Consider the following 16,406-nt stretch of genomic DNA (forward strand, 5'->3'; position numbering starts at 1 on the left):
AGCCAGCTTAATTGTAATTCTTATTGCCTTTAAGTTTATCGAGATTTAGGATAGTTAGCGCTAGGAGGTGAAGTTGGTGTAATTCCAACACTGTCCCGCAACGGTAAAGTCCGATCCCAAGCTAGCAAAATTTTAATCCCGAGGAGGAATCTATGAATGAAGCGCAATTAAGCGAAGCTATTGCACGCGCGAAAACTACGGTAGTTAGGGCCGTCTTCCCTAATAGTACAAATCACTACGATACATTATTTGGTGGTAACACGCTTAAGTGGATGGATGAGGTTGCCTTTATCACTGCAACTCGATTTGGCCGCAAGAAATTTGTAACTGTCTCAAGTGACCGAGTTGACTTCAATATGCCTATTCCAGGTGGGCATTTTGCCGAGCTTGTAGGAGAGATTACGAAGGTTGGCAATAGCAGTCTTGTTGTTGAAGTAAGACTAATGCTTGAAGGTATGTACGAAGAGGGACAAGTTGAAGCAGTAAAGGGGAGTTTCACTCTTGTTGCTATTAATGATGATCGCAAACCTGTACCTATTTTCTCGTAAAATTTAAAATAGCCTCGTTAATAAATTTAGTTTAAAATGCTCTCATGCCATATTTTGAAGATGAAGTTTTTGATACTGATAATATTAGCGAGGTTAGTGAGTTCAAGGGTAGTGAATTTATCTGCTGTGAGTTCAACGGCCTTGATATAAGTGAGATAGATGTATCTGGGGCCAAGTTCATCGAATGTTCTTTCAAAGGTTCAAACTTAAGTAACTTGAAGTTGCTAGGTGCCACATTTCGTGATGTTATATTCAATGATTCTAAATGTATTGGTTTAAACTTCGCAGACTGTAATACTCTTTTCGAACTTAAGTTTAAAAATTGTATTCTAGATTATGCATCTTTTCAGGACTGTACAATTCATGGGGCGCAATTTATTTGTTCATCTCTTAGAGAGACAGACTTTTCTCAAGGAACATTTGAGGGGAGTGATTTCTCTGAAAGCGATCTTCAGGGAACGAATTTCTCAAGGGCCAATTTAAAAGGCTCTAAATTTCTTAATGCACGAAATTTTTATATCGATATTGCAAATACAAATTTAAAAAACTGTAAGTTTTCAATGCCTGAAGTCCTCAACCTTTTGAGTCCTTTTGGTATTGAAATCGAATAATATTTTTTTAAGCTAGGAAGGCAAAATGAAAAATCAAGGCAAGTTCTCAAGTCGAGTTAAGGATAAAATCCGCTCTCAGATCAACAGTGCAACTTCTCCAAAGCACCTCTATTCTCAAAAGGATTTCATGTATGAGAGAAAGGGGCCATGGCCTCAACCTTCTCCTGTACACCCTTGGGGAGAGTCTCCTGCGGTTATTCATGTACCACTTAGAGAAACTCTTGATTGGTGGATGTTTATTGGCTCTCGTTATGTGGCCACTCTAGCTCTCTCTCCATACTACTTTATAAAGGGTCTAATCTTTCCTGGCCTTAAAGAAGTAACAAATAAAGAATTCGAAGATCTTCTAAACTATTCCATGATGAGTAAATTTCTAACAGATAAATTGGATGATGAAGATTGGAAGTGTTTTAGTGATTATAATAAAGACGAAAAGAACTGGTTTATCGTTGACCTTGATGCAGTTCGTGTTGTTAAGCCTTTAGAAGGTATTCATGTGAGCGCTACAAAAACACTTCTTTATAAAGAAGGGAAACGTTTCAAAGTTCAAGCAATTTACGTTCAAAAGACAGAGACGGTATTTGATATTTCCAATCCATGTGATGCTTGGGAGTTGGCGAAATACTTTGTTCTTCAAGGTGGTGCTCTATGTGCAACCCTTGTTGTTCATCCTCTTTTACATTTTCCTTTTGATTCAATTAACGCCATCTCAAAAACATCTCTTCCAAAAGATCATATTCTTTTTAGATTATTATCTCCACACTTCAGATTTACTCTTCCTCTAGAGAATGCAGTCTTGAATTATAAGAGTTCACTTCTACAAGAAAAGTGGTGGATGACTTATGCTCCTTACCCAGGAGGACCTGAAGGTTTAAGAGATTTACTAGTTGAAGGATATAAAGGTATTAAAGGTAATCTTTCATACCCGCCATTTTCTTATTCACTAAAATCGCCAAGTGTAGAGGGTAAGTATGGCATTTACTTAAAACGCTACTACGAAGTATTTTATAATTTCGTAAGAGATATTTTAGCTGATGTGAGTACCGATGACTTTTGGATTAGTAAGTGGGCCGATTACTGTAATCAGCATGTAAATGAATTTCCTTCGAGTAAAGAAATTTTCGAAGATGATAAATTAGTTCGAGCGGTCACGACTTATCTTTTTACCGTTACTGTTGCACACGCTACGGATCACTATAATTACGGAATCCTTGATAAAAGAAAAGTTCCACTGCGACTAAGACAAGCAGCACCGACAAAAGATACAAAGATGATCAAGAGATCAAAGCTGGTCAATGCTATCGATCAGATGAAATACTCAATGGCCGATAATCTATTCTTTTCACCGACTACTGTGACAAAGCTAATTAATGCTCGCTATAAGTTTAAAGATCCAAGGCAAAGAAAAATTGCTGAAAACTTCAAGAAGGAGCTTAAAAATTTGGATAAATCTTTAAAAATAGAGGGGATAGAGTACATGCCATTAAAGAAAATATCAGCAAGTATTCAATTCTAACTTGCCATAGATCGTTGGCAATATTTTTTGTTGCACAGCTTTTTTAAGGAAAATTACAAATAGCACTGAGCGCTTAAATTTATCTTTATTTTTAAGCGCTTATCTACTATTAATATCTTAATTATCTAAACAAAACTTGTGTTCGTGGTATTAATAAATGGTTATGAATCCAGTAAACCCTATTAATAAGATCATTAGATTCTTGGCCCTTAGGGAGCCTGATCTATCTGTAAGAGATCTTTCACAATTGAGCCTGTATATTTATACAGTTTTCTTAACTGCGCCCTTAATGTGGGGGCATTTGGTTATTGCCTACTTCTTTTGTGACAACCCTCTTCTTTATCAAATTGGAATCGGTACATGTTTAATACATTTTTTTAGTCCCGTTTTTTATTACTTTTTTGGTTCTTTATCACTAGCTCTTAATATTACAATTTTAGCAGGCTTTATTCATGAGTTCTCTTGGTCGATTTTAACGGGAGGATTTTTTAGTGTTTCTCCTATCTGGTTTGCAGTTTTACCTATGATTGCAGGTTTGATTGGAACCAGGAGAGATTTACTCCTATGGTTTATTTTATCTATTCTGGCCGCAACTTATTTATTCATCTTGCACCTAAATGGTGTTGTTCTACATAGTTACTTGAATGAAACAGGAGAAGTTTTAGGTCAAGTTCTGATCATGATTGGCTTTATTCTTTTGAACTCTCTTTTTATGTTTGTTTACATGATTGATCGAGATCGCTTCTACCAAGCGATTGTTGAAAAAAAGGAACAGATTGATACTCTCTTAACATTAGTAGGACATGATATCAGTAACCCTCTTACAGTTGTTAATCTCTCTGCTAAAAGGCTTAGTAAGTTATTGGCCACTAATGATGATGCTGATATTCAAAAGTGCTTAACTCGTATTAATTCATGTACTTCGGGAATAAGCAATATTTTAACTCAGATTCGTGATCTACAATCAATTAAGCAAGGTAAGGTTGAGTTAAAATTTGAGAAAGTATATCTGAATCATATCATTGAATATCTCTATCGAGTTTTTGAATCAAAATTACATGATAAGAATATCACCTTAAAGTATGATTATAATGCAAACCAGAATGTTTACTTCATGGGGAATTCCACAGCATTAAAATATCAAATTTTTGGCAATCTATTATCAAATGCGATTAAATTTTCAGAAACAGGCCAAGAAATTGAAATATCCGTTACTGAAAGAAGTGATGGAGTTCAAGTTAATCTAATTGATAAGGGTGTAGGAATTGAGGAAGAGTTATTAGAAGTATTATTTGAAAATAATGCGATTCCTTCTAAAATTGGAACAAGTGGAGAAAAAGGAACAGGATTTGGAATGTCCATAGTTAAGACCTTTGTCGAACTTAGTCATGGCAGTATTTCTGTGCACTCAAAAACAAAAGCAGTATCACCTGACAATCACGGTACACAATTCTCTCTGTTATTTAAAAAGACTCTGTTTTCTTAGACCAAACCTCTGTGCTTTTGATATAATAAATTAAAATTATAACAAAAGAGGAATTATGAGGTCGACAAACCCGACACTAAGAAATGACGTCTTTAAGGCGGGAACTTTATCAGATGAAAGAATGTCTTTTTCTGGAGTATTTAATAAAGGGATGATTCTCTTTGCTCTAATGCTTATGACATTTATTTATACATGGAATGTAACTCTAGGTACTCTGGAGAATTCAATGCAACCACAAATGGGTATGTATCCGTTGATTGGTGGTATTGGCGGTTTTATTTTCGCTCTTATTACGATCTTTAAACCAAAGTTGGCCATGTTTACAGCTCCTGTTTATGCTCTATGTGAAGGCCTTCTTCTTGGGTCAATTTCTGCAATCTATGAATTTCAATTTCAAGGGATTGTCTTTAATGCTGTAACGATTACTTTTTCTGCCTTCATTACTTTATTCTTTCTTTATCGTTGGGGCCTTGTAAGAGCAACAGGGATGTTTAGAAAGGTAATCATGACGGCGATGTTTGCAATCATGGGTGTTTATCTCGTAAGTTTCATTATGTCTTTCTTTGGAACAACGATCCCAATGATTCACGGAAATGGCCCAGTGGGAATTGGATTTAGCCTTATTGTAGTAGGTGTTGCTGCATTTAGTTTAATTCTAGATTTCGACTTTATTGAAAAAAGTGTTGATCAGGGAGCACCAAAATATCTTGAGTGGTATGCGGGCTTCTCTTTAATGGTTACTCTTGTATGGCTATATATTGAAGTATTAAGACTTCTATCAAAATTAAATCGACGCGATTAATTTTTTATATTCATGGACCAACTTGCTCCAAAGAGTATTTGGTCCATGACTAACTTGTTGGCCGTTAGCTCACTTCCCGTTTCTCCATTTCTTTGCTCAAGCATTAGTCGGTATTCATCAAATAGATTTCTATTCTCAGGTAATTGCTTTGCCATCTCTTCTAAAATATAAGCTGCTTGTGCAAATTCTTTTGCTACTTCAGTTTTCGATTCTCCTGCGATCTTATAGCTAGGATAGACTTTATTAAGATGATTTTTGAAATCAGTGAGAAGCTTTGTCGTATATTTATTCTCTGTTGGAATAGTGTGATTTGCCCAGCTCTTTACTTCTTTTATATTTGTTTGATGAGCATAGAACTCAAGTGTGCGATCGTAGTCGTATCCCCATTTTGATTTTTTTACAATAACACCCTGGCAAACAACTTTTAAAGCATCATCAGAAATATTTGAGACACTTACCTTTGAAATACCAGTGATCTTTTCAATGGATTCACTTTCCATATCGCGACAATCATACTGACAACTAAAAATGACTTCCTTTGGATAGGGAGCCGAAAAATCATTTTGGATATACTTCTTCGTAGCATAGTCCGCAAGACAAAATCCGGGACTTGGGATGGCCGCTAAGATATTTAGTGAAAGTATTCCAATGACTGCGGCCTTCATTACTTACCAGTCATTCCTTGGTAGAGCGCAAACCAGATGTAAATACTTAGAACAAGTAAGACTAGTTTAAAACTGATACGCCAGTAATTTAGTGGTTTTTTATTTTTCATGGGCGCGATTATATGTATCTCATTAGACTTAGGCAAGCTTGTAAGTTGTTGGAATTATTTTTAAAATAGTCTTTTGGTCAAGTATGGACGTTGAATTTCCGAAAAGTGAATGAATAATTAATCTTTATTAAGGATGTTCATGAAGTTTATTAAGAACCCTTCTTTTATCTTAATCTTTTCACTTCTATTAGGTGTTTTTCCTCAGGTCTATTTTGTAAAAAATAATCTACCTGAAATTGATTGGCGAACACCCGCTTCAACACAAAGTAGCGCTTATGAGATTTGGGGAGAGATGATGGAAGCATCTGTTGGCTATAATGCTAAAGCAATAGGTGTCAAAGGCTCTGGCCGACGCTCTATTACATGGGGGGCGGAGAAAGAAGGCTCCTCTTCGTATGTAACTAGAATTCTAGGTCCAGATGTTAGAGCATTTATGGATATTCTTCCAACTGAAGAGTCGAAGCGTCGCAAATTTTTAAAAGAATTCTTCACAAAATGGATGAACAATACCCCGGGTCAATCAAGTCGTGTATGGGTAGATGAAAACGGAACTCGCTATGATCCTGCACAAGAGCTCTTCGATGAAAAAGGGCGAAGTAAGGCCATGGATATTTCCTTTCTGAATGGTTTTAATCCAGAAGAAGCGTCTTTGGATGAACTTGAGGAAATGTGGAATGAGTGGGGAAGTAAAACAAATAACAGTCCATTTAGTTATCTTTCGCCTCTAACGAGAAGGCAATTCTTTAAAGGTGAGTTTCCACATATCGAAACAGAATTGAAACCTTACTACCGTATGGTTCCAAATATCGGTATTTTTCAAAAATATATAGATGATATCGAGCCAACTTCGGTTGGTTGGGAAATTCTATTTAAACCTCAAAAATCATATGGTGAATTCCAAGAGATGATTGCGTGGTTTAAAAAGACAATGGGAAGAAATGGAGAGTTGTTTCAGGCCCCTGGACATCAACGTATGGTCGTTCCAGTTGGGAAAAAATTTAATCGTCAAAAAGCTGCAGAACTTACTAAAGTAGCTCAGGCCCTTATTGTTCTTGAGGGAATTGCCGGGCGCTCAGGAATCGAAACGGCAGACTATAAAGAAATTCTTGATGATTGGGAAATATCAAATGGAATTATCGATGGAGAAGAAACCAATAGAGGACCTTTAAGAGTTGATTATGAAGGTCGTTTTGTAAATGATTCGATTTCAATTGAATTTCGCTCTGGAACAAAGAATGCAAGAGTCGCACGTTTTATTCAAGCCTCACTTGCTTCACGTTTTTCTCGTAATGACTTTTCTGGAATTGAAAAGATTCGCTCTTGGACTCTCATTGATGAAGAGACGATACATTATGCAGAAGCTTCCGATTTAAAGCATCGCTTTGGTCTAACAATGGAACAAGCGAAGAGGGCCGCCGATAAACTTAATCAAGCATCCCTTGAAGGCTATAATGTCGTCCTTTGGAATTGGTATAATGAATGTCCGATTCTTGGGAAAACTAAGAAGACGATTCTTAAAAATTTAACAAGGGATTATCTCATTGATGTTGGAAGCTTAAGACATACTAATCGAGAGAACTTGAAAAAGGCCATCATCTCTTTACAAAGAGAATGGGTTGCTTCTTCAAATATCACAGAAGACATCAGAAAGTACATGATGCCGCAGAGAAGTTTTTCTGACACAGAAAACTTTCATAAATTCAAACCAGGTACGAATATGCCAATAGACGTAAATAAAGTTGATCTTGGTATTGAGTATTCTGCAAAATTTCCCCTTAAGTATCAGGGTGATTTTGCTATGATTGAAAATGAAGATGGCGGTTATAATCGCCAAAGGCTTATGGACGGTAAAATGTCATGGCTTCAAACTCGTGTGGATATGTCTCCTGATGAAAAAGAAGCATACCTTGAAAAACTTGCAACTGATCTTCGTGATCGTTTAGGTGGAGAAGGGGAAGTTGAAAGACTGTATGAAGATGGGCATGGCCACGGTCTTGATATTGCTTTTAAAATCCGTGACTCTAAAGATCGATCATGGAGAGTTGAGTGGGATGGTATTGGCCGAAATTATACTCCAGCAGGTGATGTCATTATTGACTCGGTTCGAGCTGGATCTATTGAAGTTGTCACACCTAAATTTGAACCAAATATGGATGAGATGCAGGCGGTATTTGATACTTTTCAAAAGAATAATGCACTTCCATATATTAAGGCCGGTGGTGGTCACTTAAATATTGATTTAACAGTCTTTGATGGTAAGCCTCACGAGTTTGCAAGATTTCTTGCTGTCTTCAATGAGTATCGCTCTGTGATTGCATTTATGTTTCAAGATTTAAATCGTGTTAAGAGTGCGGAGCCAGTTGCTATCTCAGATGAGTTTGCACAAAAACTTGCTAATTGGAATGGGACAGAAACTGAACTAAAAAAAGCACTTTATAATGAAGGCTATTTTAATAAACGTGTTGGACGTAAGGCCCGTTACACTCACTTAGATGTTTCGGCATATTTCCAAGATGTTATCCCTGAGAAATTTATTAGTGATGATTTCGATATATCTAATCCAAAAGTTCCATGGCGTCCTGCTTTTAGAGTTAATCCGAAAATCAGAAAGGCCGAGGTTCGTTTAATGAATGCTCCTCGTGATGCTTATGAGAGTGCTCTACAAATGAAGTTATTCAGGGCCATCTTAAATAAGGCCTTAAATACAACAGATGAGATTTCAGGGGAGTTACAAAATGTAAGTCATGAAGAATATCTTAAGAATCCAGCAAGGCTTATTGAAGATCTTAAGAAAATGACAGATGACTTAGGACTTGAAATGCGAGAATATCGTCCAATTATTGGTGAAGGTCTTGCAAATGTAGAGCAGTACACAAATATGAGGTTTTATCGTCCACTTAAAGATCAGCTTGTGAATAATCCTGTTTTTGATGGTTGGGAAAAAGCTGTTAGGCCAAGAGGGAAGAACTCTGCAATAGCTTCGGAAGGAAAGGCGTATACTGGGCCGATTTATCCCGAAGCTTTAGAGTTTCAAGAGCTTCGCGTGGAGTCGGCCAAACAAGGTGAGATTAATCGTGCGACACTTGATCCTAACTTCTATGGTGGAAAGCAGTTTTCACGTAAGACAAATTGTGTGGAGGCAATTAGAAAATTAATTGCAAATTAAAATGAAGCTTAAGCAAATTTATACGACATTAATCTTAGAAGATGCAAAGCATGTAAGGGAAATGTTAGAGAGCGCTGGTATCAAAGTACATTCTTTTAGTGGCCACTTGAATCAGCATATTTACTTAAACTCTGCAGCTGCCCAAGAGTATTTGATTTCTGTTGAAGAATTATATTATATCGATGCTAAGTATATCTTAGAGAAAAACGGCATCGAAGTTTTAAACCTTGAAGAAAGTAAGTCACAAAAAGAAGTGGATTATATGCACGACTCATTAAGACTTGCTATCTTTGGTATGATATTTGTTCCTGTCGTTCTGAATCTTTTATCTCTTTATAAATTCGGATTAGGAATTAAGCACAAAGAAAAATTAAAATTTTTTCGTATCACACAAATAATTATTCTCAATGTCATCGGTCTCGCATTTTGGAGTACCATGCTTTATAATAAATATTACTTATCACAGTAGTTTGTAATTGTTATTTTATTTATCTTAATAGGAAGGCCATTATCTCTTCATCAAAAGGAATCGAGGAGGAGAAATGAAGGTCCTATTTGTCTTATTATTTTCATTAATGACATTTGCTAATCAAAAAGTTTTATCAAAGCGTACTGTTACACTACCAGTTGATATTAGTACGGCCAAACTTAAGTGGACGAGCCTTGGTTATGGTGAAACTTTCTTTGTTAAAGTTATTGTTCCGGAGCTTGCTGGTGAGACGATTATGAATCACCGTAACGTAGGTGAAGATGGACCATGTATGTTCACGTACGATACACAACACCTTGAAGATGTTATTGGCAACAACCCTGGCGTCGAAGATATTGATTTTGAAATAACTCTGACAAAGTTCTTTTCTAAAGGTGCGCAAGGTCAATGTCGTGTGTCTCTTCAAGAAAATATTAACGCAAATATTCGTGGATTTAAGTTTACACACACTCTAAGTCATCAAATGCCAAATAGAGTTGGTGAGGATTGTTTCTAACGAAGGTCTTTGAATAGAAATTCAAGTCCATTTAATTTGATCTCGGCAAGCTCTTCAAGGAGTCTGCCGAGCTCTCCTTGTGGGAAGCCCTTTTGCGAAAACCACACGAGGTATTCATCAGGAAGATCAATAAGAAGTCGGCCCCTGTACTTTCCAAATGGCATCGTGGTCTGGACGAATTTTAAGAGATGTTCTTTATTAAATGCAACTTCCATATCCTTAGTATAATGGAATACACATTGACTGGCCCCTATAAACTCTGCTAAAAATGACGAATGGCAGAATTTACGCAATTGGGGCTATCCCAAACTATTGAAGAAGCTCTTTTAAAGAAGGGCTATACAAAACCAACTCAGATTCAAGCTGAAGGAATCCCAGCTGTATTAGAAGGCAAGGATCTTCTTGCGATCTCTCAGACTGGAAGTGGGAAGACTGCCGCATTTTCGACGCCTATTCTTGATTTAATCTCAAAGAGTAAGTCAAAACTTAAACCATTTCATATTAGATCACTTATTATTGCACCAACTCGCGAACTAGCGATGCAGGTCGAAGAAAGTTTTAAGGAGTATGGTAAGGGCCTAGCTCTTTCAACTCTTGCTGTTTATGGTGGAAGTGCAAAAAAGTTACAAGTTCAAAAGCTTGCGAAGGGGATTCAGATCCTCGTTGCAACTCCAGGACGCTTAGTTGATCTTATAAGAGATGAGAAAATCTTTTTAGATGAAGTAACGCACTTAGTTCTTGATGAAGCGGATCGTATGCTAGATATGGGCTTTAAAGATGATCTTGAATTTGTATTAAAGAGACTTCCTGAAAGTAAGCAGTGCCTTTTCTTTTCTGCTACGATGGCCAAAGAAGTAGAAGCTATTGCAAATAAACTTTTACAGAATCCTCATAAAATTGAAATTGCACCTGTTAAAGCAAGGCATGAGGGGATTCGTCAGATGGCCTATCTCGTCGAAGAAGAAAGAAAAGCTGACTTCCTATTAAAGTTTTTAAAAGATCGCCAAGTAAAAAGTATCATTGTCTTTGTAAAAACAAAGTCAGATGCCAATAAGCTTGAGAGGCATTTAAAAGCAAATCAAATAAAAGCATGTGCCATTCATGGTGATCGAGACCAGCGCCAGAGAATCTATAACTTAAAAGAATTTCAAAAAGGTAATATGCATGTTCTTGTTGCTACAGATATTGCGGCAAGAGGGCTTGATATCGATGGCGTAGGATATGTATTAAACTTTAGTCTTCCACAACAAGTTGAAAATTACACTCACAGAATAGGGCGTACTGGACGTGGGGGAAGAAGAGGTATTGCTATCTCTTATATCTCACCAAGTGAAGAAAAATATTTTAAAAGAATTCAAAAAGAACTTGGACTTGATATCCATATAAAAGGGCCTACTAAGTAGGCCCTTTTTTTATGCAATTTTATGAAAATTATTTTTCGATATTTGCACCAACAACAGCTGCCATTTGCATCATGTTGATCGTTTCACCTTCCTTCATATTACGAAGGTCAGTTACTTTACCAGACTTTGAAGTCGAGTGTGTGTGCTTAAAGATTGAAAGAAGAGTTGCATCAGCTACGATGAACTTACCTGCGTTCTCTGGCTTTCCATTTTCAGTCTTAGTTTGAAGACCTTTTTCTTTAATATAATCCCACAGTCTTTTAGTGATTTCAGTTCTTGGCAGTTCAGTCTCACCAAGCATTGCTGCTAAGTCTGATTTTAGTTTTACTGGTTTTTTTAATCCTTTTTCTTCACTCATAATTTAATCCTTTAATTAGTGTCTCTAATAATTGTTTAGGAAAAGACTTTCTTTGTACAGAAAAATCAATTACCCATCAAGTCTATCATCTGCGATATGAGTATTTAAATCCTCAATAACAGATAATTCAACTATATTTGATGCCTTATCCAATAGAATAAGACAGTCTTTACTTAAATTAAGAAGGTGTAGCTTCTTACCTTGCTGTGCGTAGCGCTCAGTAATATTCTGTAGGGCCTCAATACCAGAGTGATCCCAAACACGTGAGTTGTCAAAATCAATATACACATGCTCTTTGTCATCTTTAAAATCAAAAAGATCTTTAAATGATGTTACTGAACCAAAAAATAGTGGGCCATCTAATTCATAGATTGTCTTGTCGTCTTCATCTCTTTTCTTTGCATGCATTGTCTTTCCGTGCTCCCAAGCAAATACAAGAGCAGAAACAATAATACCAACTAGTACTGCAACAGCTAGGTCCGCTAAGATTGTCACGACAGAAACAAGAATAATAACTAAGAAGTCTGAAAGTGGAACTTTCTTAAATAGACGTAAGCTTGACCATTCAAATGTTCCAATAACAACCATAAACATTACACCAACAAGTGCTCCAAGAGGAATCATCTCAATCAAAGGTGCACCAAAAAGTACAAATCCTAGTAGTAAGATTGCCGCCGTGATACCTGAGAAGCGACCTCGACCTCCACCACGGATATTAATCATTGATTGACCGATCATGGCACAACCACCCATTCCACCAAAGAATCCGTTTACTAAGTTGGCAAGACCTTGACCAACTGATTCACGGTTACCTTGACCTCTAGTATCTGTAAGTTCATCAACTAATTGTAGTGTCATTAGTGATTCAATTAGACCAACTGCTGCTGCAAGGAATGCATATGGAAGAATTAGCTTTAGATTATCCATTGTTAATTCAACGTATGGAATTTTAAATGTTGGAAGACCTGCTGCAATTGTTGTGATTGTCTTATCTTGGTCTTGAACAAAATCAAGTACAGTTCTAACAAGGCCTGGATTTGCTTCATTTAAGAAGTAGCCAATAACAGTAGACGCGACGATACCAACGAGTGTTGCCGGTACGGCCTTTGTTAGTTTTGGTAGGAAAACACTGATCCCCATTGTTAAAGCGATCAATCCACACATTACCAGAAGTTGAGTTGAAGCAAGAAGTTCTCCACCAACCGTAAATTGAGAAAATTGAGCACGGAAGATAATGATAGCAAGACCATTAACAAATCCAAGCATTACTGGATGAGGAACGAGACGAATAAATTTTCCAAGTTTTAGTAATCCAAAAATAATTTGGATTAGTCCCATTATAATTACGGCCGCAAAAAGATAGCTTAATGCATTTTCCATTGCCGCATCAAAAGTCATTCCACTATCTTTGCTCATTTCCATTACTTTATAAACAAGGGGAGCAAAAATAACTGCAACGGCACCTGTCGCACCAGAAATCATTCCTGGACGTCCGCCAAAAATTGCTGTGATAAGTCCCATCATAAAGGCCGCATAAAGACCAACCTTTGGATGAACACCTGCTACGAAAGCAAATGCGATGGCCTCAGGAACAAGTGCTAAAGCAACTGTTAGTCCTGAAAGAAAATCATTTTTTAAGTTCTCTGGTTTCTTGATTGTTAAATCGATAAAACGATTTTTAAGCGAAGCACTCACATCTTCACTATGCTTGATTTTATCAGCTGACATGTCTCTCTTCCTATTTAAGTGTAAGGCTAAATACTATAGTATTTGACGCAACATTTAAAGGTTTTGTTCATTAAATCAAATTATCTTTTCGTTAAAATCACAATAAAAATTATTATTCACGGCGAATTGACTAATTCTCCACAAACTTTACGCTACAAAATTCCATAATAGGCATGTGGTTATCACACAACTACTACATGGAGACTTATTTATGAAAACTTTTATTGTGAACGAAATCAATCCAATGAGCTTCTCTCAAATAGAGGTGGACCGCCCAAAAGCAAAGGGACGAGATCTCCTCATTGAGGTTAAGTCTGTCTCACTTGGCTCATATGATAATGAAATGAGACCAACACATATGGGAAAGACTTTGGGCTTTGATGCTTCAGGTATTGTGGCAGATGTTGGTGAAGGCGTTCAAGATTTTAAAGTTGGTGATGAAGTTTATTACACTAGTGATATGAAAAGAAGTGGTACTAATTCAGAATTTCAAATTGTGGATGAGAGACTTGTTTCACATAAGCCAAGTAATCTAAACTTTGCACAAGCGGCAACGCTTCCTTTAGCATCAATTATGGCCTTTGATAGTCTATTTGATAAATTACAAGTTGATCCCGAACGTAGTCGTGGGCAAACAATTTTAATTATCGATGGAGGCAATAGTATTGGTGCCATGGCCACGCAACTGGCCAGCAAAATAACGAATTTAACAATTATTACGACTGCTGATGATATGGAAACGAAGGAGTTTTCAAAGAAGATGGGAGCAGACTTGACCATTAATAGCTCCCTTCCAATTGCTACACAATTAAAGCGAATGGGAATTGATAAAGTTGATTATATTCTTTGTGCTAGCTCTCCGAATCAATACATTCGTAGGCTAAGGGCAATAGTAAGTAAGAAAACTCGTATGGTATCTCTTTTTTCGACTCGAGATGAATTTTTACCTAACGATTTTGTGAGCGCTTTACCAGAAGTTGAGCAAGAGTTTGTTTTAGTTTCTTCAAGTGGAATAGTTGATCATGAAGAATACGGAAATTACTTAAGAGAGGTGACTCATTTAGTTGAAGCGGGGGCGCTTAAGCCTCTTGTTGCAATGGACTTAGGTGAGATCTCTACTGAAACACTAGAGAAAGGACATGGGATGATTAATCAACGAGATGTTCTTGGAAATATAAGTTTAAGTTTTTAAGCCTCATCAAAACTCCTCCAGGTTTTGTCCGGCCTCTACTCTTCAATTTTATTAAAAGGAGGCCGGTTTTTTCAAATAGACTTCGATGTGATTTCATTTATAATGATCTCTATGGAAAATAAAATTGATGTATCAGACAAAGTTAAGCAGGCATATGGCATTGCAATTAAAGCGCGCTCAAATGCACATGCCCCGTATTCAAAATTTCAAGTAGGTTCGGCCTTAAAACTAAACGGTATTGATGATCCAATCCCAGGTTGTAATGTTGAAAATGCTAGCTACGGTGGAACAATTTGTGCGGAAAGGGGAAGTGTTCTATCAAGTGTTGCACAATTTGGTAAGAAGGATTTCGAATTTATCGTAGTTGTGACAGACCAAGAAGAGCCAGCAGTTCCTTGTGCTTTTTGCCTTCAAGTCATGTCTGAATTTGTAAAGGCAGACTTTCCTGTTTATCTAGGAAATCTAAAAGGAATTACGAAAAAAGTTCTATTTAAAGAACTTCTTCCGCATCCATTTACTGAATTTACTGTTTAGTTTTAGCTACGAGAAAAAACACTTTTTGTATGGGCACTATAGATTTCGAGATCATTGAGATCTTTTAGTTGCCCAATAAGCTTCTTGTCGTCACTATCTGGAAGATCGTTTTCTAAAATCGTAAAAAAAGACTGGCGATCACTTGCTTCAAATGAAGCCTTTTGAACCACGCGGTATAGGTCTTCTCTTGTATTATTAGAAACTTCAATTAATTTATGTAAAACGAAGCTAGAAAGGTGTTTAAAGTTTTGAGTAACTTTAGATTTCATTGCTTCTTTATCAATGACGAGATCTTCTACAGTGCTATTCATACGCTCAATTGAGTAGAGTAGGATTCCAAACATATCAGGTAGAAAGAACCTTTCAGCACTTGAGTGGCTGATATCTCTTTCATGCCAAAGCAGGCAGTTGTCCATTGCTACTTGGTTATATGTTCTAAGCATTCTTGCCATTCCTGTAAGGTTCTCACTTGAGATAGGATTTTTCTTGTGTGGCATTGTCGATGAACCTTTTTGACCTTTTTTAAAGCCTTCAAAAACTTCTGCAACATCAGAGTGTTGAAGATGGCGAATCTCGACACATAGTCTTTCTAAGGCGCAGCCAAATAGTGAGATAATTGTCGTTAGCTTTGCAATGCGATCGCGAGGAATGACTTGTGTTGAAACAGGTTCAACTTTTAGTCCAAGAAAGTTTAAAACTTCAGCTTCAATTGCCGGAGTTAAAATAGTGTAATTTCCAACTGCACCTGAGATTTGGCCTGTCAGTTCGTTGTCATAAAAATCTTTGAGATCACTGTAGCGTCTTTTGAACTCACAAAGATGTCCTCTCAGTTTTTGGCCAAAACTCATTGGCTCTGCAAAGATACCGTGAGAGCGTCCAATGCAGATTGTTTTCATATGCTCATTTGATTTTTCATCAAGTGTTTTAATAAGCATTTCAAAAGCTGGTAGAATACGATTGAGTGTTTCTTTTATTTGAAGTGTTAGAGCTGTATCAATGATGTCGGATGAAGTGACTCCAAAGTGAAAATACTTTCCTTCATTAGTCTCTAGTTGCTCAGTAATTGAAGTACAAAAGGCAATAACATCATGTCTTGTTTCACGTTCGATCTCCTTGATTCGCTCAGGATTAACAGTCACAAGATTTAACTTATTCGAAAATGCTTCTTTTATAATTCCGGCATTCTCAAGGGCCTTTGTCAGTGCAATTTCGACTTCAAGAAATTTTTCAAATTTAAATTGCTCGCTCCAAATTTCACTAATCTCTTTCTTTTCGTATCTTTCAATCATAAGTCTTCCAGT

General features: G+C 36.8%; 16 protein-coding genes and 1 riboswitch. Of the genes, 11 read left to right on the forward strand and 5 right to left on the reverse strand.

The genetic code is table 11. The features are described 5' to 3' along the window. Positions 1–30 precede the first annotated feature (30 nt). Positions 31–135, forward strand: a riboswitch (cobalamin riboswitch). 17 nt (positions 136–152) lie between these two features. From ACMAWV_RS05745 to ACMAWV_RS05765, 5 genes are all read left to right on the forward strand, one after another. Beyond that, positions 153–548: an acyl-CoA thioesterase gene (locus ACMAWV_RS05745; protein WP_392856563.1), complete on the forward strand. Its 396-nt coding sequence runs from the start codon at positions 153–155 to the stop codon at positions 546–548. A gap of 44 nt (positions 549–592) precedes the next feature. Further along, positions 593–1,159: a pentapeptide repeat-containing protein gene (locus ACMAWV_RS05750; protein ID WP_412469759.1), complete on the forward strand. Its 567-nt coding sequence runs from the start codon at positions 593–595 to the stop codon at positions 1,157–1,159. A 25-nt stretch (positions 1,160–1,184) separates the two neighbouring features. After that, positions 1,185–2,675, forward strand: coding sequence for a hypothetical protein (locus ACMAWV_RS05755; RefSeq protein ID WP_412462823.1), 1,491 nt, complete (start codon positions 1,185–1,187; stop codon positions 2,673–2,675). Positions 2,676–2,838: 163 nt separating this feature from the next. Then, a complete protein-coding gene (locus ACMAWV_RS05760; RefSeq protein ID WP_412469758.1) occupies positions 2,839–4,161 on the forward strand; it encodes a sensor histidine kinase in 1,323 nt (440 codons plus the stop codon). Between the two features lie 55 nt (positions 4,162–4,216). Next, positions 4,217–4,963, forward strand: coding sequence for a Bax inhibitor-1/YccA family membrane protein (locus ACMAWV_RS05765; protein ID WP_103216698.1), 747 nt, complete (start codon positions 4,217–4,219; stop codon positions 4,961–4,963). Here the strand turns inward: ACMAWV_RS05765 and ACMAWV_RS05770 are convergent. Beyond that, the gene (locus ACMAWV_RS05770; RefSeq protein ID WP_412469757.1) at positions 4,960–5,628 is read right to left on the reverse strand and encodes a hypothetical protein; all 669 of its coding nucleotides are present in this window, start codon (positions 5,626–5,628) and stop codon (positions 4,960–4,962) included. The two genes, ACMAWV_RS05765 and ACMAWV_RS05770, sit on opposite strands and share 4 nt — an antisense overlap. A gap of 249 nt (positions 5,629–5,877) precedes the next feature. On the opposite strand from ACMAWV_RS05770, the gene ACMAWV_RS05775 reads away from it, so the two are divergent. The 3 genes from ACMAWV_RS05775 to ACMAWV_RS05785 all read left to right on the forward strand — a co-directional run bounded on the left by ACMAWV_RS05775 (position 5,878) and on the right by ACMAWV_RS05785 (position 9,890). Continuing rightward, complete coding sequence (locus tag ACMAWV_RS05775; protein ID WP_412469756.1) at positions 5,878–8,904, forward strand: hypothetical protein; 3,027 nt, start codon at positions 5,878–5,880, stop codon at positions 8,902–8,904. Then, complete coding sequence (locus ACMAWV_RS05780; protein ID WP_412469755.1) at positions 8,894–9,373, forward strand: hypothetical protein; 480 nt, start codon at positions 8,894–8,896, stop codon at positions 9,371–9,373. The genes ACMAWV_RS05775 and ACMAWV_RS05780 overlap by 11 nt, the downstream gene beginning before the upstream one ends. A 73-nt stretch (positions 9,374–9,446) precedes the next feature. Next, the gene (locus tag ACMAWV_RS05785; protein WP_412469754.1) at positions 9,447–9,890 is read left to right on the forward strand and encodes a hypothetical protein; all 444 of its coding nucleotides are present in this window, start codon (positions 9,447–9,449) and stop codon (positions 9,888–9,890) included. On the opposite strand, the gene ACMAWV_RS05790 is transcribed toward ACMAWV_RS05785, so the two are convergent. Then, positions 9,887–10,105, reverse strand: coding sequence for a DUF3820 family protein (locus ACMAWV_RS05790; protein WP_103216703.1), 219 nt, complete (start codon positions 10,103–10,105; stop codon positions 9,887–9,889). The genes ACMAWV_RS05785 and ACMAWV_RS05790 overlap by 4 nt on opposite strands. 60 nt (positions 10,106–10,165) lie before the next feature. Here ACMAWV_RS05790 and ACMAWV_RS05795 point away from each other — a divergent pair, with 60 nt between their 5' ends. Beyond that, on the forward strand, positions 10,166–11,293 hold the full coding sequence (locus ACMAWV_RS05795) for a DEAD/DEAH box helicase (protein WP_103216704.1): 1,128 nt from the start codon (positions 10,166–10,168) through the stop codon (positions 11,291–11,293). A gap of 28 nt (positions 11,294–11,321) precedes the next feature. Here ACMAWV_RS05795 and ACMAWV_RS05800 read toward each other — a convergent pair whose 3' ends face one another. Further along, a complete protein-coding gene (locus tag ACMAWV_RS05800) occupies positions 11,322–11,651 on the reverse strand; it encodes an SWIB/MDM2 domain-containing protein (RefSeq protein ID WP_103216705.1) in 330 nt (109 codons plus the stop codon). Between the two features lie 69 nt (positions 11,652–11,720). After that, positions 11,721–13,379, reverse strand: a complete 1,659-nt coding sequence (locus ACMAWV_RS05805) for a SulP family inorganic anion transporter (RefSeq protein WP_103216706.1) — start codon at positions 13,377–13,379, stop codon at positions 11,721–11,723. A gap of 211 nt (positions 13,380–13,590) precedes the next feature. Here ACMAWV_RS05805 and ACMAWV_RS05810 point away from each other — a divergent pair, with 211 nt between their 5' ends. Together ACMAWV_RS05810 and cdd are read left to right on the forward strand one after the other, a co-directional pair. Then, entirely contained in the window at positions 13,591–14,571 is a 981-nt protein-coding gene (locus ACMAWV_RS05810) for an alcohol dehydrogenase catalytic domain-containing protein (RefSeq protein WP_412469753.1), read from the forward strand. Positions 14,572–14,682: 111 nt separating this feature from the next. After that, complete coding sequence (cdd, locus tag ACMAWV_RS05815) at positions 14,683–15,105, forward strand: cytidine deaminase (protein ID WP_412469752.1); 423 nt, start codon at positions 14,683–14,685, stop codon at positions 15,103–15,105. A gap of 2 nt (positions 15,106–15,107) precedes the next feature. Here cdd and purB read toward each other — a convergent pair whose 3' ends face one another. Next, on the reverse strand, positions 15,108–16,394 hold the full coding sequence (gene purB / locus ACMAWV_RS05820; protein WP_412469751.1) for an adenylosuccinate lyase: 1,287 nt from the start codon (positions 16,392–16,394) through the stop codon (positions 15,108–15,110). Between the last annotated feature and the right edge of the window lie 12 nt (positions 16,395–16,406).

This window comes from Halobacteriovorax sp. RT-1-1, from assembly GCF_047085455.1.
Lineage (GTDB): Bacteria > Bdellovibrionota > Bacteriovoracia > Bacteriovoracales > Bacteriovoracaceae > Halobacteriovorax_A.